General features: G+C 42.2%; 13 protein-coding genes. 8 read left to right on the plus strand and 5 right to left on the minus strand.

From position 1 onward, the window contains the following. Nucleotides 1-117 precede the first annotated feature (117 nt). The 4 genes from V7L20_RS16255 to V7L20_RS16270 form a co-directional block, all read right to left on the minus strand. A complete protein-coding gene (locus tag V7L20_RS16255) occupies nt 118-2,664 on the minus strand; it encodes a CHAT domain-containing protein (RefSeq protein WP_334745071.1) in 2,547 nt (848 codons plus the stop codon). A gap of 742 nt (nt 2,665-3,406) precedes the next feature. Next, nucleotides 3,407-5,851: an S-layer family protein gene (locus tag V7L20_RS16260; protein WP_334745072.1), complete on the minus strand. Its 2,445-nt coding sequence runs from the start codon at nt 5,849-5,851 to the stop codon at nt 3,407-3,409. Nucleotides 5,852-5,921: 70 nt separating this feature from the next. Next, complete coding sequence (locus tag V7L20_RS16265; protein ID WP_334745073.1) at nt 5,922-8,396, minus strand: S-layer family protein; 2,475 nt, start codon at nt 8,394-8,396, stop codon at nt 5,922-5,924. A gap of 81 nt (nt 8,397-8,477) precedes the next feature. Further along, nucleotides 8,478-10,151, minus strand: coding sequence for a ShlB/FhaC/HecB family hemolysin secretion/activation protein (locus V7L20_RS16270; protein WP_334745087.1), 1,674 nt, complete (start codon nt 10,149-10,151; stop codon nt 8,478-8,480). Between the two features lie 687 nt (nt 10,152-10,838). On the opposite strand from V7L20_RS16270, the gene V7L20_RS16275 reads away from it, so the two are divergent. After that, nucleotides 10,839-11,378 (plus strand): hypothetical protein, encoded by a 540-nt coding sequence (locus V7L20_RS16275; RefSeq protein ID WP_334745074.1) that lies wholly within the window; start codon nt 10,839-10,841, stop codon nt 11,376-11,378. An 11-nt stretch (nt 11,379-11,389) separates the two neighbouring features. Next, nucleotides 11,390-12,094 carry a mobilization protein gene (locus V7L20_RS16280; RefSeq protein ID WP_334745075.1) on the plus strand — a complete coding sequence of 235 codons (705 nt, stop codon included), beginning with the start codon at nt 11,390-11,392 and terminating at the stop codon, nt 12,092-12,094. 361 nt (nt 12,095-12,455) lie between these two features. Here V7L20_RS16280 and V7L20_RS16285 read toward each other — a convergent pair whose 3' ends face one another. Further along, a complete protein-coding gene (locus tag V7L20_RS16285) occupies nt 12,456-13,007 on the minus strand; it encodes an NUDIX hydrolase (RefSeq protein ID WP_334745076.1) in 552 nt (183 codons plus the stop codon). A gap of 128 nt (nt 13,008-13,135) precedes the next feature. Between V7L20_RS16285 and V7L20_RS16290 the strand changes: the two genes are divergently transcribed. The 6 genes from V7L20_RS16290 (at nt 13,136) to V7L20_RS16315 (ending at nt 19,261) form a co-directional block, all read left to right on the plus strand. Then, nucleotides 13,136-14,188, plus strand: a complete 1,053-nt coding sequence (locus tag V7L20_RS16290) for a dipeptide epimerase (RefSeq protein WP_334745077.1) — start codon at nt 13,136-13,138, stop codon at nt 14,186-14,188. After that, the gene (locus tag V7L20_RS16295) at nt 14,172-15,218 is read left to right on the plus strand and encodes a DUF1611 domain-containing protein (protein WP_334745078.1); all 1,047 of its coding nucleotides are present in this window, start codon (nt 14,172-14,174) and stop codon (nt 15,216-15,218) included. The genes V7L20_RS16290 and V7L20_RS16295 overlap by 17 nt, the downstream gene beginning before the upstream one ends. Before the next feature lie 283 nt (nt 15,219-15,501). After that, the gene (gene psb34 / locus V7L20_RS16300) at nt 15,502-15,672 is read left to right on the plus strand and encodes a photosystem II assembly protein Psb34 (RefSeq protein WP_334745079.1); all 171 of its coding nucleotides are present in this window, start codon (nt 15,502-15,504) and stop codon (nt 15,670-15,672) included. Between the two features lie 190 nt (nt 15,673-15,862). Further along, nucleotides 15,863-16,588 (plus strand): Uma2 family endonuclease, encoded by a 726-nt coding sequence (locus tag V7L20_RS16305; protein ID WP_334745080.1) that lies wholly within the window; start codon nt 15,863-15,865, stop codon nt 16,586-16,588. A gap of 181 nt (nt 16,589-16,769) precedes the next feature. Beyond that, the gene (locus tag V7L20_RS16310) at nt 16,770-18,404 is read left to right on the plus strand and encodes a M48 family metalloprotease (RefSeq protein ID WP_334745081.1); all 1,635 of its coding nucleotides are present in this window, start codon (nt 16,770-16,772) and stop codon (nt 18,402-18,404) included. A gap of 80 nt (nt 18,405-18,484) precedes the next feature. Next, nucleotides 18,485-19,261: a COP23 domain-containing protein gene (locus V7L20_RS16315; RefSeq protein ID WP_334745082.1), complete on the plus strand. Its 777-nt coding sequence runs from the start codon at nt 18,485-18,487 to the stop codon at nt 19,259-19,261. Nucleotides 19,262-19,687: the final 426 nt, after the last annotated feature.

The raw sequence follows: 19,687 nt of genomic DNA on the forward strand, positions 1-19,687 counted from the left end.
TACTTCTAAACACTAGCCAGGGCAAGGGAAGGTTACTAGCATTTATATACGAATGTAGGTTGAAATTCCATAAAGTAGATGTTTTTTTATATATAAATAAGCAGTAATATTACGTAATTACAACCAATTTCCAACCAAAACAAAGGCAGACCAAAAGAACGGGTCATGGAAATCAGTTTGGCGAATCAGGTCAATTTGTGCCTGCTGTAGTGCTTCAGCTTTAGTGATTCTGGGTTGTCGTAGTTGCTCATAGAAGTGAGTCATGAGTATTTGGGCTGCCTTATCTTTCACTGGCCAAAGTGTGGCAACGGTGGAACGCGCACCGGATTTAATAGCCAAGCCTGCTAGTCCAAGAACGGCACGATCGTCTCCCATTGCGGTATCGCAAGCACTCAGTACCAATAATTCGATCGCTTTTGATGAATTACCACTACGATTTTTCAGGAGTTCGGATAACTCCTTTACATTAAGTTGTCCGTCCCATGTAAGTAAAAAGGTATCTTCGATCCGAGAGCTAAACTGTCCGTGCGTTGCTAGATGAACAATATTAACATTACTGGATTTGACATGATCGGCCAGGGCAAGACTAGTAAATTTTTGGTTCAATAACATCGAAGATGGCACCGTCTGGGAGATTTCCTTCACTTCTGATTCCACAGATGGCAAGGCACTAAAACCAGCACGAGATTGGCTGATACCGCCGATAATCGCATCAATGTGGTTTTCCTGGAGTGATTGGGACGCCATCAGTTGCAATCCTGGTGAGAGCGCCACAGCATACTTCTCAATCAGATATTGATTACCGTCATACAGGGCTGCCATTGGAATGTTCCGCAACCGACCATCCAAAACAAATACTAATGTTTTAGTATCAATGAATGCTTGATCTACTTCTGCCTTCCTAATTAGCCAGTCATAAATCTGCTGGGACAATTGCTCCCGAACTTTTGAGTCTGAGACTGGGTTGAGAGCAACTAGGAATTTATCTAAAGTTTGCTCAATTTCAGTTTGAGATTTTTGAGTGACATAATAACGCAGTGGTTGTCCAGCTTTGGAGAGAATAACTCCTAAGCGATCGCTTAGGATAATGGGATAAATAACCGTTGCTGTGGGGTCAACTTTGTCAATCTGCTGGGCTTTATCTAAACAAGCTTCACGGAAAAAGTTATCAAGTTCGGCGATTTGGAGTGACTCAATCAATTCACGCGCTTGCATCAATGCAGCCTGGGTTGGTTGCTCATCGAGAAGTAAACCCACTAGTTCCCGATAGACAGGCTCTACACTTTCCCGGAAAGAAAATTGGATATCGGGGTTAACCGCAACCATATCGCCTCGCAGTGCCTTTAATGACTTAATTGCTTCTGTATAGGCTGTAATTGCTTTGGAGTGATCGCCTTGTTGTTTATACAACTGCCCCACCTGCCATGCTGATTGAGCAATGAGATCGTCAGCTTGGAGTTGACGGGCAATATTGAGGGATTTATCGGCTAATTCCTTTGCTTCAGACCACTGTTTTTTGTGACGGTAGAGTTGTGCCCACTGATGCAGTGCATAAGCTTGGGCGGTTGCATCCTGAATTTTTTGGGCAGACTTAACTGTGTCTGCCATAAGTTGTGCCAAATCTTTACTTGGTAAAACTTTATCGGGGTTTTCTAAACGATTTAAGGTTGCTACAAAATTAATCGCTGCATTAAGGGAAGTATGACTGGGTGATAGTTCTGACAACTGTTGTTGTAATTGAGGCGCCAGAGGAATTGCATATTCTAGTTTGTTGTAATCTACCAATAATTTGAAATGGGCTAAACGCGCTTGTAAAGCTTCATTCGGGTTCATAGCTGCTGTTTCTGCATCTTCAAAATAATTTAATGCTGCTTCTGGATTTTGCAAGTCAGAAGCAATTTTCCCTAGACTCGAAAGAATAGAACTTAGCTGGGTTTTAGCGGCAATTTTGTTCGCTGTGGCTAAACTTTGTTCTAAAACTTGCTGGCTTTTGTTATCACCGATGGCGTGCAAAGCTAAACCCAGCGATCGCAATCCACTAACTTTGATTTCCGAATCTGGCATTGTTGCTAGCTTTTGGGTTAGCGTTTCCAACTGTTGTTTCGAGCGGCGATAAAATCCTAAACTTTGTAAGGCTTGTGCCTGGTTAATTTGACTGCCTAAGCTGCCCATTTTGTCGCCTGCCTGCTCATAATACTTTTGAGCTTGTTGCCAAGTTTCTAGAGCGGTTTCAGCTTTATCTGTATGTAGTTGTAAATTTGCTTGAGTATTCAGTATTTGCGCCCAGATAATCGCATCGGCAGAGGGTTTAGCGGTTTGCAAAATTTTTACACTTTGTTCGATAGATTGTTTAGCCGCTTCCCACTGATTAAGTTCCTGTTGTGCCAATGAGAGGTAACTCAAACTTAAGGCTTCGTTGGTGCGATCGCCTTGAGTATGATATTGTTGTGCTGCCGTTTGCCAAACCCTAATAGCTTCTGCAAAACTTCCCGATTGGTAAAAGTTCCGTCCTTGTTCTAGGCTGTTGGCAGGTTGGGCAGAAGAGAGAACAGAGGTTGTTACTGGTGGAGATGCTTTTACAGGTGTAATTATAAATACTAGCCACAAACCGAAAATGCTGAGGCTGACATATAGCCAACGAGTTTGTTTAATTCGGAAAATCATAAATAATTATTTATTATTGAGCAGTTTGTTTGAAAATTAGTCACAGCACAAGTGTTTAGAAAATGACTAAATGTATAATGCCCAACTGATAATGGCAGCTATCAGTTGAAGAGCAATTCACATACAATTAAAAATACTGTGTCATTCCGGGTTAACCTATGACCACCTTCTTTTCCACGATGCAGATTTATATTTTCCCGACAGCGACGGCAAGCCAAAGACCCAAAATAATTAACTCCTCTTAACAGCAGCACAGGTTAATGGTTGTTGCACCTGAGGAGAAGATTTATCTGCAACTAACTCAATTTTTCCCTGAGGATTACGATGCCAACCAGTAGCTTGAATCAGAGTTTTTGAAGATAGGGGTGTTTGAGCTTGTACTTGCTAGCTCCATCCAGCATCATTATTTGAGGTGCTGCGCGATCAAGTTTCCCCCATTACCATGATTCAGAGTGGTTGTTGATATTGCACTGGTTCTAAAAATAATGGGATTTTCTCCAATAGCTTCAATTCTTTCAGTGGCATTCAGGGTGATATTACCGCTTAATCCGGTTCCAGATGTAAGGTTTAAAATACCGACTCCATTGATAGCATTATTCCTTGAGTTAATAACCTAGTGGCTAATATAAATAGAAAAGTGTAGACGCTTGGCAGCTTGTCGTTAGACATCGCTCTTATTACCAAAAACTTGCTTTACGGATTTAAAGTTAGAGTTTGCTAAATAGCATGATTGATAACATCATTAACTTTTGGTAACCGCAGCACACGTTAATGCTGGTTGCACACTCGAAGAAGATTTATTGGCAATTAATTCAACTTTGCCTTGGGCGTTACGGTGCCAAGAAGTAGCTTGGACAAGAACCTCTGGAGATGATGATATTTGGGCAGTGGTATTGCCAGGTTTCCGGTATGCTCTGAGATCGCGGATATCGGACCAAGGGCGATCGCTCCTCACTTCCTGGGTGGGATTTTGCGGCACACCACCCCGTCCTGTTGCCACAAACCGACTGCCTTGAGTATCCGAACAACCTGTGGTAATTTGCTGAGATGGATCGGTAACATTGGCTGGCAGTTCTACTAAACCGGAATTTGGATCGACGCCGATGGTATTGACTTGAACCGTGCCGCTAACCCCAAATTCGGAACTAGCAGTGATGTCATTGTCTGGTGTCAGTTGAGGACGAAACTTCAGTCCGAAAAGCCCTTGTGTGGCAATTTGAATATTACCTCCACGTCCACGCAGTGCATTAGCAATAATGTTGCTGTTTTCTAATCCAGCGACGATCGGTGCATTGATATTGATGTTACCTCCATTACCATTACCGCCTGCTGTGGCAGTAATATTGCTGCGATCGCGCATCAGCAACAAATCTCTCACTTGTAAATCGATGTTACCACCATTACCAGATTCTGTCTGTGCTTGAATTGAGCCTTGATTTTTTAATTGGATGCGATTTGCGGTGATGTTGAGATTGCCACTATTACCAGTACCTTGACTAGTAACACTCACACTACCACCATCCGTCAGGATCAAATTGGGTGTGGTAACGCTAACATTACCTGCATTTGCCGTCAGTACATCCTGTAAGCCCAATAACTTAAGTAGTTGTGGACTTGAACGGATGACAGATGAACCGAGGCTACTGTAAGTGTTAGGACTGACACTACTAATTGTGATCGCCTCTTTAGCATTAATGCTGACATTTCCTCCATTCCCAGCATAAAATACTAATGAACCAACTGCTCCTCCATCTAAGATTTGTAACTTACCAGTATCTAGTATCAAATCTTTTGTATTTCCGGTCGCAAAGCTACTGATACTAATGTTACTAGGAATTTCAAAAGGGGTTTTCCCCATAACTGTGGTATTTTGATTGCGAATTGTCACTTTACCACTAGAGCCACTGCCATATGTATATGAAGTCAATAAAGCTCCATCAGACATTACTAATCTATCCCCATTAATAGAGATATCACCTGCTGACCCAGTACCGTATGTGCCAGTGAGAATGTTTGTTGCAATGGGCGTCAGGGGTGAGAAGCCGGACATCTCTATTGCTGACGCTTCAATCTGAATGTTGCCACTGTCAGCTACTCCGTGTGTTGAGTTCTCTATCCCTGAACCCTGTTGGAGTGTTAACCGGGGAGTGATGATACTTATATTCCCACCAGTTCCAGTGCTCAAGGTGTTACTGCGAATCCCACCCCGAATTGTGGTAGCGGATGTTCCGCCAATGATATCGATGGCTTCTGATGCTTGAAAACGAATGTCTCCACCAGGAAGACTTCCATAATTCTGCGCTAAAACTAACGAACCATCGCTCAAGTGAATATTTCGTCCCTGAAGCTGAACTGAACCCGCATTTACCCCACTGACATCTAATAGTGACTTTTGTGCTAGTTGAATGTCACTAAAGCTTTGCCCGTTGCCATACTCCAATTTATATCCCTGAGTGGTTGGCACTAAACTAACTAATCCTGCACCTCCCAGGCTACCTAATTCTATATGCCCTGTTTCGGCACTCAAGGTAGCGCCATTCAAATTGAGATTACCACCCACCAACGCCAAAGTTTTTCTTGCCTGTACTTGCAATCTTGTTGGGCTAGGATTGCGAATTGTAGGAATAATATCGCTCTCGATATCTAAATGTCCTGTACCTTGGACTTGTATCACTGAAGGATTATTACCTAGTTGCAGTCCAATGGGAACATTGATACTTAATAATGCGTTAGTTTGGGGATTAATGGCGCTAAATTCACTTCCATCAGCAAATTTGATGCTATTAGCTGTCGTTGCAATTAATGAACCGCCTATATTTAATTGGGCATTAGCACCAAAAATGATTCCATTAGGGTTGAGTAAAAAAAGATTGGCGCTACCATTGGCTGTAATTAAACCATCAATGTGGGAAATACTGCCTCCAGTCACACGACTAAAAATATTTTGCACATCTGCGGCATTGTTGAAGAATGCAGAACCATTGCTAGGAATAGAGAATTGGCTGAAGCTATGAAAGAGGTTGTTGCCGACACGACTGCCGTTGGTAATGGTGAAGTTATTGCCGCTTTGGGATACTGTGCTGTTGAGAGTTCCATCGGTAATTACTTGAGCATTTGCACAACTACTCCAAATCCCACATATCAGCATTCCACCAATCAAACCAAACTTAGCAGAAATTACTTTCATCACCCCGTCTCCATTTTGAACTGTGTACTTAGGTTTCCCAAAATGGAATTGTTGCTAACTTTATTTGTCGTTAACTCTTAGCTGAAACAGCACAAGTTAACGGCGGCTGTATATGTGGGGGAGATTGCGCCGCAATTAATTCAACTTTGCCCTCAGCGTTGCGATGCCAAGAGGTGGCTTCGACAATAACCTTTGGTGATGGGGGCATTTGGGCAGTGACATCACCTGTTTTTCGATATGCAGAGATATCTCGCACATCGTCCCAGGTGCGATCGCTTGTTACCTGTTGATTTGGATTTTGCGGCACACCACCTCTACCCGTTGCCACAAAGCGGCTGCCTTCACCGCCCGCGCAGCCTGTAGCAATTTGCTGTGATGGATCAACCACATTCGCTGGCAGTTGTACTAAGCCAGAGTTTGGATCAACGCCGATGTTATTAATTTGAACCGTGCCACTGACCCCAAATTGCGAACTAGCAGTAATGTCATTCTCAGGTGTTAGTTGATTACGAAACTGCAACCCGAAAATCCCTTGGGTGCTGATTTGGATATTGCCCCCTCGACCTTTGATGGCATTAGCAATAATGTCACTATTTTCTAATCCGGCGATGATAGGTGCATTGATTGAGATATTACCACCGTTACCTATGCCCTTGGCTTCAGCAGAAATTTTGCTGTTACCGCGCATGAGCAACAATTCTTTAACGTTGAGAACTAGGTTTCCTCCGTTTCCAGATTGCGTTGCGGCAGTAATTGCTCCCTGATTCCTCAAAGTAACTGAATCAGCATAGACCTCAAAATTGCCTGCATTGCCTGTGCCATCATTTTTTACCCCCACTTGCGCCTGATCCAAAATGCGTAATTGCGGCGTTATCAGAATTACCCCACCCGCATTACCGCTAGGAATGTCAGGTAGTCCATAAGCGGCGCGGGAGACTGGATCAAGGCGGAGCGCATAAGCCCCAATTCCGCTAGTCAACGTGCTAGTTGATGCTGCGCCGCTCACCTGAATAAAGTCTGAAGCCGTGATTTTTAGGCTTCCAGCATTCCCCATTCCCCCAGTTGAGGAGGTAACATTGGCTCCATCACTTACGGTTAACCGTGAAGTTTTAATAGTCACATTACCTGCATTGCCAGTACCAATCGTTGATGAACTCACATTACTCGGCAAAAGATTGACATTATTGATCCCAGCAACATCAATGGAATCGGAGGCATTAATCTGAACATCACCACTGTTGCCTTTTTGGAAGCTGGATGACGCAATGCCAGCACCATTAGTAACACTTAGTTTTTGGGTGGATAGCGTGATATTGCCTGTATTTCCAGAACCATAAGAAAGCGTTAAAATCGCTGTATTTCCCCCTGGACTGGCAGGGTTAAACCCACTCATTTGAATGGACTCTAACGCATTCACTGTAATGTTACCACTTGCTGCTGGGCCTAAAGTTTGAGTCAGAATATCTCCCCCATCCTGAAGCAAAAGTTGTTTTGCTGATATGACAATATCTCCACCCCGACCTAGATTGCTCGCACTGCTTATCAATTGGCTGCTTGTGGTTCCATCCTGAGGTGTTCCGATAAGTTGGAATGATTCAGTGGTATTAATTGTAATTCGATCCGATGACATTGCACCTAAATTATTAATCAAAACAGTTGAACCATTTAAAAGACGAATATTTTTACCTTGCAATTGAATCGCACTGTTGCCAAACCCAGTTACATTTATCAGTGCTTGCTGACTCAATTGAATATCGCTCAGTCCCCCAACATTGGAATAATCAAACGCCCAACCTTGATTTGTTGGACTGAGGCTAACTTGTCCTGACTGGACACTACCGAGTTCGATGGAGCCATTCACAGTTTTGAGAACGCCCCCTGCTATATCAATCCCATTTCCCAACAAGGCAAGGGTCTTTCCTGAACTCACTTGTAAACCTAGTGAATTTTGGGAGATGCCATTGATCGAGTTTTGTACTGCGATGCCTACGGCGGGCTGCGCCAACGCACCTGAGTTTTGCCCAAATTGCAAGCCAACTGGTACATTGATCGTCAAGATAGGGGCTGCTGTAGTGTTACTGGCACTAAACTCTACCCCATCCGCAAACTTAATGCTATTTGCAGTTGTACCAACAAACGATCCACCAATATTCAGTTGGGCATTGGGACCAAAGACAATGCCACTAGGATTGATCAAAAATAGGCTAACGGGGTTGTTGCTGTTGATGGTTTGAATCACGCCATCAATACGAGAAATACTACCTCCTGTAACACGACTGAATATAGTGGATATCTTAGGTGTGTTAACTAAATCAAAAATGACTGAAGTGCCTGTGGGAACACTAAACTGCTGGAAACTGTGAAATAGGTTACTGTAGGCAGCACTACCGTTAGTAATAGTGAAGTTATTACCACTTTGAGAGACAGTAGTATTCAAGGTGCCATCGGGAGTTACCTGGGCACTCACAGAGCCGCACGAAAGTTGCATTACCATTAATGGCACTATTCTACCGCACAGACCTAACCAAATAGAGGTCGCTGTCATCGCCAAGCCTTTATTTATACTTTGTATTTAGGATGCCCAAAATGGTGTGGTCTTGAACCATCAACTAGGCGATCGCCTCGATCAAAATGGCGAATAACTCACCGAGAAATACAGCCCATTTTCTTGGAGCGATCGCTTTTCACCGTCTACCGATATTAATGGAATACCCCAATCTAGCCTAGCTGAGAATTTATCCCTCTGTTGCCACAGCAGTCCTAACCCAGTACCCACCAAAGTACTAGATGATGGATTGTCACCCTTGGTATTCCAACCTTTGCCCACGTCAATGAATGGTGTCAGTTGTAACACTCCTCCCAGCTTGGAGGCACGCACAATCGGCAACCGGAATTCAGCCGAAAACAACATACCATTGTCTGTCAGTAATGTATCCTGGCAATAACCCCGCACACTTAGCTGTCCACCAAGACCAAATTGTTCTAAAGGTAAGAGAGAATTTGCTGCTAATTGTAAATCACTTCTAACTAAAAGCAGAGTGTCTGGTGCGAATTGCCGCACCCACTGCGCCTGTCCCCGCCAAGCAAAAAAGCGGCTATCTGGGGCATCTTGATTGACACTAGCATCAAACCAATCTACCCCGAGGCTAAATTGCGATCGGGCTGCAAAAACTTGTTTATTGCTGCGTTGGGTATACTCTTGGATAAAACGCAGAGCAGAAATCTTGGTTTTTCCGTTCGCATCTGCACCAGGCGATAAAGGAAACCCGCCAATATTATCAAGACCTAATTCTGTTTGGCTTTCTTGGCGTGAGAACGATAGCCCTATAGCTAATTCCTGAGTTGGCTTTTGTATTAATGGTTGCCGATAACCAAATTCGTAAGACGTAGTGTTTGACTGAATATCAAGGACGCTGAATGGTTTTTCAATTACGCGGTTCCAGCCTTGGTTAAAATCAAAAAATACAGTGCTATTGTGAGCATTAATCGGCAGTGTGTAATTCAGATTGATTGTATTACTACCATCGGTATTGGCGTATCCGACACTGAGAGTATCACCAAAGCCCAGTAGATTGGCTTCTTGCAGATTCACACCCCGGCGAAAACTGCCAACACTAGGCGATCGCCCATTATCTAAAGTTGTTGTAAGCGAAAAAGTATCGGCTTCTTTGACCTCAACTTGCAAAATATTGGTTCCTGGATGTACACCCATCTGCAACTCAGCTGATAGGTTTTGAATGCGCGGATCAAGGCGAAGCAGTTGCAGTTTTTTTATTAATCGCGGTACATTTAAAGGTTGGCCAGCACCAAGTCGGATGCGATCGCTAATGTATTGACTACGCAATCGCCGATTGCCAATGATTTTAATTTCTTGTAAACTGCCTTCGACTACCTGAATTTTAATGACTCCAGCTTCTATTGTCTGCGGTGTAATTAGAGCACCCGTAGTTACATAACCTTTATCAGTGTAGAGCTTGCTGATGGCATCTTTGACTTGCAACAATTCTGCAAATGATACTTCTCGTCCTACAAAAGGAGCCGTAATAGGAGTAAAATCTTCTGGTTTGAAAATTGTACTGCCAACAACTTCAATGCGATCAACCCGGAATTTGACATTAGGATCATCCTCTCCTAGAGTTGGCTGATCCGGTAGTTGGGGGGAAGGAAGTAATTGATTCTGATCTGATGGCTGCGCTAGCACATCCGAACGTAAGGGAATGACAGGGGTATCATCTATCCGGCCAAGCGGTAAAGTTTGAGGATTAGAAGTTTGGGCGTAGACGCAGCCCTTGGTAGACATCACCCAATCATAGTTGCACAATACTGCTGTTAGAACAAAACCAAATGTTAAAAGTTTTAGTGTTGCTATACGAGGTTTATGAGTCAGTTGCTGTTTTTGCGTATAGTTAATTATCGATTCTTTCTTCACATTTAAATACATATGTATAAATATTTAGCCATTGTTTAATACGATTGAAATCACTGTATTCCTTCATTATTAATATTTCCCTTGCCTAACTAGATAATTTATTTTGCATGACTAGTTATCTAATTAAGCTCTGATACTTGAATGTAACGAGTTTTATTTTATTTTATATAAATATTGACTGTATTTTTTACAACTGCCGTCAGTGTAAATACTGTTTTTTATGAAAAGTAACCCCAATACCGTCCCGCAGAGTAAGCCAACACTTGATCCATATTAATGTTGGGTTAACGGCAGTGAAACCCGAACTACGCACTGGACGCGTCTACTCGCGCGACGGTTGCTTCTTTGCTATTGATAGCCTAAATATACCCTAAGAAGCTCGAAACCTTTTCTTAAGTCCTGACATCTCCCAATACCCGAGCCAAAATTCCTTGGCGGATTAGATGCATTTGCCCCATCAGTGAGAGCTTGGTTTCATTAATGTGTGTGTGGTTATCACCCACATAAGAACATGTGGTGATAGGATTAATAAAATTTTCAGTTCACTCATCATCAAAAATGGTACGCACAACTCCAGGGCAGAAAATTCCAATTGATAAACTCCAAGCCACGCTGGGAGAATTAGAGAAGCTAGAAGAGAAGGCTAAAAAAGAATTATCCCTGCGAGAGAGCATTTACTTTTTGCGTGAACAACTTCAATCGGCACTGAAGAAAGGCTATAGTTATCAAGACCTATCAAAGTTACTGGATAAGCAAGAAATAAAAGTTTCAGCAGCGACACTTAAGCAATACTTAACTGAGATTGAAAAAGAAAAGCGTTCTCGTCAGCGAAGGGCTAAACCAAAACAAGTTTTACCTTTTGAAGATTCGACTCAAAGTTCAACAGAATTATCTGTAACACCAACAGTTATAAGAGTAGCTGAGGACTCTCAAAACGCTCCGAAAGATGTAGGTCAATTAACACAGGAGTCACAAGAGAAGCAATCATTGTCAAAAGGGGGTAAGGATTCTCAGAAAACTGCTAAAACTACTAGGCGACAAACACCAAAAACTTCTAAGCCTAGTTCAGATATATTGAGTGAGTTTAATCAGTATTAGAGGTGGGTGTTATGCCGACAATTCATTTGGTAGATGGTGAAAAGGGTGGAGTAGGGAAGTCTCTAGTGACTAGAACTATGATTCAGTACTTTCTGGATAAGAAAATCCCGTTCGTACCAGTAGAAACAGATAGATCAAATCCAGATGTGGCAGGAGTCTATAAGGGAATATGTCAGTATGCAGTGTTTAGCGAGAATGAACGCCAGGCTGATAAGGCAGATAGAATATTTGAGATGGCGACAAGTAAGCCAGTAGTTGTGAATTTGGCAGCACAATCACATAGAGCAGTCTTTGACTGGATAGAAAGAAATCAGTTAATTGAACTAGGAAATTCTGAAGGAGTGACTTTTTGCAAATGGTTTGTCTCTACAGGAGGATATGATAGTCTTAATCTGTTTGTACAGTCTGTGAATAGCTACGGGGATAAAATGCCTCATATTCTGGTACGCAATTTAGGGCTGTGTGATGATTGGGAGCATGTAGATTCAGATGTAAATATACAGAAACTAATCAAAAAATATAAAATTATTGTTATAGATTTTCCAAAACTAGCATATAAAGAAAGAAACATAATAGACCAAAACAGAATGACCTTTGCTGAGGCAAGAGAGAATAAAGAATTTGGAATTATAGGAAGACAGAGAGTAGTAAACTTTCTGAAGCTTGCTTATGCAGAGTTTGAGAAGGTAGGTATCTGGGATGAAGAAGTTAAATAATAAATCTTTGGAGGTACTAGATAGCTAGTACAGTGCGGCAGAAATAAACAACACCTTCGGGTTCGGCAGTTCCTCATGGTGGGAACCCCCAAGACCGGACTGCCTCACCATTCAAAATCAACAAAACGCTTACGCTGTATTCATTGAAAGCGGCGGGAAACTCCATCCCCAGACTTCGTCTTGCTACCCATTCTGTGGGTGGACAAGGTTGTTCCCCCCGTCACTTGGACCAAGCAGGGTATTAGCCAAACAGGTAGTTTCTTCCCGATGCCCCATGCCCAAAAACTCCAGAGAGCAAGTAGCGTGGAGTTTTTTATTTCAAGCATTATTCTGACAAAACAGAACAGAGCTACAACAATTATTAATAATTAATAAAATTTAAACCTAAGAAGAGAGCCGCAATAGTTCCCGCTACAGAAATTTCACCTTGGGCAATTTTATCTAAAACTGATTCTATAGGGATTAATATCACTTCAATTTCTTCTGTAATATCTAGTTCTTGCTCTCCAACTTTGCTCACATTATCTGCTAAAAATAAATGTATTTTATTAGTATCTTTACTCGGTTTATCGTATAAAGTTGCAATTTTTCTAAATTTTTGGGGAATATAACCAGTCTCTTCTGTCAGTTCTCTAATTGCTGCTACTTCTGCACTCTCTTTTGTAGGATCAAAATTCCCTGCTGGTAGTTCTAAGAAAAATTTACTTACTGCATGTCTATATTGCCGGACAAAAATGATTTCTCTATTACTAGTGATAGGTAAGACCATCGCAACGTCAGGCTTAATACTGACAAAATAATCATCTATAATTTTACCATTGGGTAATTCTATTTCATCTTGCCTCACCTGACACCAAGGATGATCTAAAACCATTTTTGATTTCAAAATCTTCCATTTTTTTAAGTTGCTCATAAATAAAAATAGTATATAAAAACTTTAGCCATTAACCAATGAATGTAAAAAAGTATAACAGATGCATCCGATAATCTAAACTTTGAACTTACACTGGCTTTTGCTTGAGTATAAAATGTATAATAAACATGCAAATAAATTTACATTTATTTATAGTAAATAAGAGATTTCCATTGACCATTAGTCGAGGTACAACGGCACAAACAACGAATGCATGGGTAAGGATTTCACATGATGATATCGAAGGCTGGGGCGAAGCATCACCATTTGGCGTGGGTAATCATCGGCAATCAACTGATACTATTAAAGATGCACTACAGCAAGTTGTGCCGCTACTGCAAGCATTCAGCCCTTTACAACGACAGGAAATTGAGCAAGTTTTAATACAAAATCAGGTTCCTTCTGCTGCTATAGCAGCTTTGGATATGGCAATGCACGACTGGTTAGGTAAGTGCGTAGGATTACCCTTGTGGCAAATTTGGGGACTTGATCGCAACCAAATAGTACCGACTTCTGTCACAATTGGGATTAATTCACCTGAAGGAGCTAGGGCGAGGGCGCGAGACTGGTTACAATTTATCGATGTCCGCCTTTTCAAGATAAAGCTAGGTAGTCCAGATGGCATAGATGCAGATAAAAAAATGCTTTTAGCAGTGCGAGAAGAAGTACCGGAACAAGAATTTTTTGTTGATGCTAATGGTGGTTGGAGTTTAGAAGATGCGATCGCAATGTGCAATTGGCTAGCTAATTTAGGTATAAAATATGTAGAACAGCCATTGCCACGGGGGCAGGAAAAAAGTTTAGCAAAACTTAAAGAACACTCTCCCCTGCCCATCTTTGTCGATGAAAGTTGCTTCACAAGCTCTGATATTCCCCATTTGGCAAACTACGTGGATGGTATTAATATCAAACTGATGAAATCAGGGGGACTAACCGAAGCAATGCGAATGGTACATACAGCGCGAGCATATCGGTTGCAAGTAATGTTTGGTTGCTATTCTGACAGTTCGCTAGCTAATACAGCAGCATTACAGCTAGCGCCACTAGCTGATTATCTAGATTTAGACAGTCACCTCAATTTAATCGATGATCCCTTTACGGGTGCATTGCTAAAAGAAGGGAGAGTTTTGCCAAACGATTTACCAGGTTTGGGGGTACACCACAATGCAACTATCACTTAATCAACGAGTAGCTATCTTGCTGCATGAGGGAATTACTGGGCATCACGGCAAAACAGGGCTAGCAATTTTACGTTACAGTGAAGCCCCAATCGTAGCCGTAATTGATCGCGAGTGTGCTGGTAAATCCCTACCAGAATTAACAGGTATCAAGCGTGATGTCCCAATAGTAGCATCTTTCGCCGCAGCCCTTGAATACAAACCAGAAGTCTTGGTAATAGGCATTGCTCCAGGAGGTGGTGCTGTACCAGATGATTACTGGCTGGAAATCAAAGATGCTTTAAAAGCTAGAATGTCGTTGGTGAATGGTTTACATACACCAATGGCGAACATACCAGAGTTAAATGCATTGCTCAAGCCAGGGCAACTAATTTGGGATGTACGCAAAGAGCCGCCTAATATAAGTGTTGCCAGTGGAATGGCACGCACCCTTTCCTGTCGGCGAGTTTTGACAGTGGGAACCGACATGGCGATCGGTAAAATGTCAACTAGTCTAGAGTTACATTGGGCAGCGAAACAGCGAGGCTGGCGTTCTAAATTCCTTGCTACTGGTCAAACTGGGGTGATGTTAGAAGGGGACGGCGTGCCTTTAGATGCTGTGCGGGTAGACTTTGCCGCCGGTGCTGTGGAACAGATAGTTATGCGCTATGGCAAAAACCACGATATCCTACACATTGAAGGACAAGGTTCATTGCTACACCCTGGTTCAACGGCAACCTTACCCCTAATCCGTGGTTCGCAACCAACCCAACTGCTGTTAGTACATCGTGCGGGACAAGTTCATGTACGTAATCATCCCCATGTAGTAATTCCACCAATACCCGAGGTGATTCGGCTTTATGAAACTGTTGCTAGTGCCGGTGGTGCTTTTGGAAATGTTCCCGTAGTGGGGATAGCGCTGAACACAGCCCATTTAGATCGGTCTGCAGCAGAGGATGCGATCGCTCAAATAATAACAGAAACTGGGCTACCTTGCACAGATGTAGTCCGCTTTGATGCCAATGTACTTTTGGATGCGGTGATGAAGAATTAGATAATGATTGCAACAGATGGAGTGCTAAATGCGATTACTATTAGAGACACGAAATCGTTACACTAACGTGTCTCTACTCTTTTATACCATTTTAGACTTTGCAATTTAAAAAATTGCCTAATATATGGCGCTTTCGGCGGCTGTAGCAACTTCGCCTAAATCCCCCATGTCTGATAAGTAACTTTTATATTTACCATCAGCCTTTTTTTGTCAAGTCATATTGACGTTTTGTAACAATATTGTTAAATTAATTTACATAATTTAACAAAAAAGAGAAAAAACTATGTACACCACCACTAACGAAGACGGCGTTCTCAATAACTATGCAGCTGAACCCAAGATGTACTACGCCGAGTACCCAGCAATTTGGGAACAACGTAAATATGTTTTACAGGCTCTTTTTGCGACTTTAATAGTCACTACTTTAGTTTTGGTTGGTTTTAGCGTTAGCTAATATTTTTCGATTTCGGTATCGCTGTATCTCATCGTCATTCGTACCTCTCTCTTACCTCGGTTAGTTTCGCCGGGGTTTTTGTGTTTTAGAAAATTTATTTTATCTGCATCGTAGCCTTTTTTGCCACCTTGTCAGCACCAAGCCACTGGTCAGCCATAAAATAAAGACAAATCAATAAAAAGGGGTGTTTATGACAACCCAACTCGGTGAAGCTAAATCTTCAATAGAACTGATAATATCTTGGGAAGCGTTGCCAGCAGATTTTCAGTTAGAGGATGAACCAGTGGAAAATACAGGTGAGCCACTATTAGCTGGTGCTTTGCGCGAAAGCCTAGAGATCAGTGGTTTCATCCAACCGCAGATGTTGATAGCCTCGAATTTTGGACTTTGTGCAACGATAAACGGGCAATTTGTTGCTAAAGCACCCGACTGGGTTTATGTGCGATCGGTAAATCAAGTTTTAGGAGAACGCAAAAGCTATACACCTAATTTAGATGGAGATACTCCGGCAATTGTGATGGAATTTCTATCTGACGCTGAGGGTGGAGAATACTCTTTTAAGCGAACCTATCCACCAGGAAAATGGTTTTTTTATGAGCAGATTCTTCAAGTTCCAATTTACGTAATTTTTGACCCAAATGGCGGTTTATTAGAATTTTACCAACTTGAAAACAGGCGCTACGAGTTAAAGCAACCTGATGAAAATGGTCGTCATTGGATTGATTCAATGGGTTTATTTCTGGGAACTTGGCAAGGAATAAAAGAAGTTAGAACTGGTTACTGGTTGCGCTGGTGGGATGAGGCGGGTAATTTGTTGCTTTGGGCGGTAGAGCAAATTGAACAGGAACGCCAGCAAAAAGAACGGCTAATTGCCTATTTACAATCTCAAGGTATTGATCCAAATAATTTGCATTAGCATATATAGACAAAATTTTCAAGTAATTGAGTGATTCAGTTTAAACAAATGAGTGCTGAGGTGCATCACCGAACAGTTCGTGGTTAGCGTAATATCTCACAAAAAATACATCGCTATATGCGTATTTTGCTAATTGCTCATAAAATTTAAAAAAGAGCCTTTTGCATACGTGGCCCCAAGCATGAAACGAATCTGGAAGTCTTTACTGCCAGCTTGGAAGTGGGTATTACTTTCAGCTGCTACATCAATTTTGATAATCCTGACGCAGGCGACTTCACCCCTTCTGGCACAAGAACCTGCTGCTTCTACCACTATTGAAACAATAAAGCCCAGTTCAGAAACAACTAAAGTCCAAAAGTTACGGGAAGTGCTGCAACGTTCATCAACGCCAGAAGCACCAAAACCCACCCTTGAAGTTTCCGAACCGAAAAAGCCAGAATCGGCACAGGAACCCCCACTCACTCCTGAAGAAATCACCCGTCAGCTAAAATTTATAGAAGCGGATAGACTTTATCTAGCGGGACAAATTCCAGAGGCGGAAAAAATTTACCGCGAAGTTAAGCAGCCTTTTGATAAAACATCAGATAATCAACAGCGTAAAGCTGCCATACTCGATCCCATGCAACTATCCCCAGGAGGTAAAGTCTACTGGCGAGAATCAGAGGCGGGGATAGCACAAAAGTTGCAAACAAAAACTTTAGTACCTCTACAACTATTAGTTGAGCAATATCCTGAATTTATCCCTGGTCATATCCGATATGCTGAAGTATTGAAACAATATGATCGCAATAAAGAAGCGTTAGATATATTAGAACGGGCTTCTTCGCTGTATCCAGATCAACCAGAATTAATTAAAGCTAGAATTACAGCCCTAGCTGGTGAGAAAAAATGGATGGAAGCGTCTTTAGCGGCGCGTCAATTTGCTATTCTCAATCCTAAAGATCCCCAAGCACCTGAGTTTACAAAACTAGCAGAGGAAAATCTGAACCATTACAAATCTCATACACAAAGAGAAATTAGAGGCAATGTCATCGGTAATATTATTACAGGTGCTTTAGGTTACGCCGTTACTGGCAGTTTGCTTGGACCGTTTTCTGCCCTTGACTCTACGATCATGCTGCTACAAGGTGAACAAGCCATAGGTGAGTCGGTGGCAAAGCAGGCAAAAAAACAGCTGGGTGTAATTATAGACGAAGATATTTTGGCATACGTCAATGAAATTGGACAGAAATTGGCGAAGGTAGGAGGACGGGACGAGTTTAAATACGAATTCTTTGTGATTCCTGAAGAAAGCCTTAATGCCTTTGCATTACCTGGAGGTAAAATTTTTATTAATGCGGGTGCGATCGCTAAAACTAATTCCGAAGCAGAATTAGCTGGCTTAATGGGTCATGAATTATCCCATGTACTTTTATCCCACGGTTTTCAATTAGTCAGCCAAGGCAACCTGATCTCTAACGTTACTCAATATCTCCCTCTGGGCGGCACCATTGGTCAACTTTTTGCACTTAGTTATAGCCGTGACATGGAACGTCAGGCAGATAATCTCGGCACACGCCTAATTGTTGCCACTGGCTACGCTGCTGATGGCTTGCGTAACTTAATGGTGACGTTAGTAGAACAACAAAAAAATGGTCCTCCTAGTTGGTTATCTTCACACCCAGGCGGTAAGGAGCGAGTTAGTTATTTAGAAGACCTCATTACCCGTAGTAACTACAACCGTTACGCCTATGAAGGAGTGGAGCGTCATTTAAAAATTCAAGCACGGGTGAAAAAGCTACTCGAAGAGAAGAAAGCAAGAGAGGAAAAAAAATAGCGTTTTTGATGAATCAAAACATAGAATTGTTCGTCACTTAAACTATCAATTCCCCACCTATTTCTACTGGAGGATGATTTATGTCATCACAACTGCTTCGATTAATATCTTTGGGCAGTCTTGGCTTATCTTTGTGTCTGGGCAATTCCGTAGCAATGGCGCAATATGACTCTACCAGCGATGGTGTTGTCGTACCAACAGTACCATCAGGTGGGTCATCAGTACCAATAGACACATCAACAGGTATACCAACTTCACCCTCACCTGACGGTACAACTCGGTTTACTTGTCAGACTTACAATGGTCAGTACACCGTTATGTATCAGCCACAAAGTCAACCAGGGCAATACTTTGCTTGGGCTGCGCCTGCGACTTTGGGCGGTGGTTGGGACGCACAAAGGCGTTGTACAGCAATTGCTAGTCGCTTAGAACAGTATCGCCCAGATGGCTTACAAGAGCTCCAGACAGCAACAGAAAATAACGAAAATATTGTCTGCGTCACAACAGAAGCTAACCCAACCTGTAGAATTGTGCTGACAGTACCACCTGGCAAAGACCCCTATGTTATCCGCAATAGTATTTTTCAGAACTTGACTACTGCTGACAGTGGACAGCAGACTATAGCTGTTAACACTTATGGCGATCGCAGTAGTGGAGCCAATGAATTATATAATTTAGGACGCACACTTCTAAATGGTAGCAACAATCGGGTTAGTTCATCGAGAAGTGGAATTAATCTCAAACCTTTCCTTGATCGCAAAGATGGAGGTACCGCTAGAAATCTCCGCAATGGAGTAGCAATTCGTCGTCAGTCTCAGCCTAACTCTGTTCGCTTAAATCCTGGTAAGTTCCGCTAATGTTTCAATTAGTTAACAGATAAGAGCAATTTCGCCAAACCTACAAAATATAGTTTTTTCTGTCACCGAAATACTGAATTATATTAAGGTGGGCTATTATACCAATTTAATGTGAAGCTGCACTAAATTAGTAACTCTCCATTCTGCGGCTCTTCTCTAACCAGAGGCTACGCATTGGCGTACTTGATGAACCAGCGCTCTTAGCGGTTTCCCACCGTAAGCGACTAGTGTTAGCGCAGCGTAAAGCCTTTGGCATGGCTTTGCTTAAAGCGACGAAGGAGCGTCACCTAAAGGGCGGTTAGTTTAATATTCTGTGTATCTTCATAAAGAATTGGGGCGTTGCATATTTGCGGGATGAATTAGGCTGAAAGGGTGATAAAACCGTCATGGAGGTAATGAAGTAATAATTTAATTGAAAGCCTAAGC

This window comes from Nostoc sp. (assembly GCF_036916735.1).
Taxonomy (GTDB): domain Bacteria; phylum Cyanobacteriota; class Cyanobacteriia; order Cyanobacteriales; family Nostocaceae; genus Nostoc.

Bases quoted from the DNA above. Each gene is read 5' to 3' on its own strand.
- V7L20_RS16295 (WP_334745078.1), top strand. From the start codon at position 14,172: ATGCAACTATCACTTAATCAACGAGTAGCTATCTTGCTGCATGAGGGA.
- V7L20_RS16290 (WP_334745077.1), top strand. From the start codon at position 13,136: ATGCAAATAAATTTACATTTATTTATAGTAAATAAGAGATTTCCATTG.
- V7L20_RS16310 (WP_334745081.1), top strand. From the start codon at position 16,770: ATGAAACGAATCTGGAAGTCTTTACTGCCAGCTTGGAAGTGGGTATTA.
- V7L20_RS16270 (WP_334745087.1), bottom strand. From the start codon at position 10,151: ATGTCTACCAAGGGCTGCGTCTACGCCCAAACTTCTAATCCTCAAACT.
- V7L20_RS16265 (WP_334745073.1), bottom strand. From the start codon at position 8,396: ATGACAGCGACCTCTATTTGGTTAGGTCTGTGCGGTAGAATAGTGCCA.
- V7L20_RS16305 (WP_334745080.1), top strand. From the start codon at position 15,863: ATGACAACCCAACTCGGTGAAGCTAAATCTTCAATAGAACTGATAATA.
- V7L20_RS16285 (WP_334745076.1), bottom strand. From the start codon at position 13,007: ATGAGCAACTTAAAAAAATGGAAGATTTTGAAATCAAAAATGGTTTTA.
- V7L20_RS16260 (WP_334745072.1), bottom strand. From the start codon at position 5,851: ATGAAAGTAATTTCTGCTAAGTTTGGTTTGATTGGTGGAATGCTGATA.
- psb34 (WP_334745079.1), top strand. From the start codon at position 15,502: ATGTACACCACCACTAACGAAGACGGCGTTCTCAATAACTATGCAGCT.
- V7L20_RS16275 (WP_334745074.1), top strand. From the start codon at position 10,839: ATGGTACGCACAACTCCAGGGCAGAAAATTCCAATTGATAAACTCCAA.
- V7L20_RS16315 (WP_334745082.1), top strand. From the start codon at position 18,485: ATGTCATCACAACTGCTTCGATTAATATCTTTGGGCAGTCTTGGCTTA.
- V7L20_RS16255 (WP_334745071.1), bottom strand. From the start codon at position 2,664: ATGATTTTCCGAATTAAACAAACTCGTTGGCTATATGTCAGCCTCAGC.
- V7L20_RS16280 (WP_334745075.1), top strand. From the start codon at position 11,390: ATGCCGACAATTCATTTGGTAGATGGTGAAAAGGGTGGAGTAGGGAAG.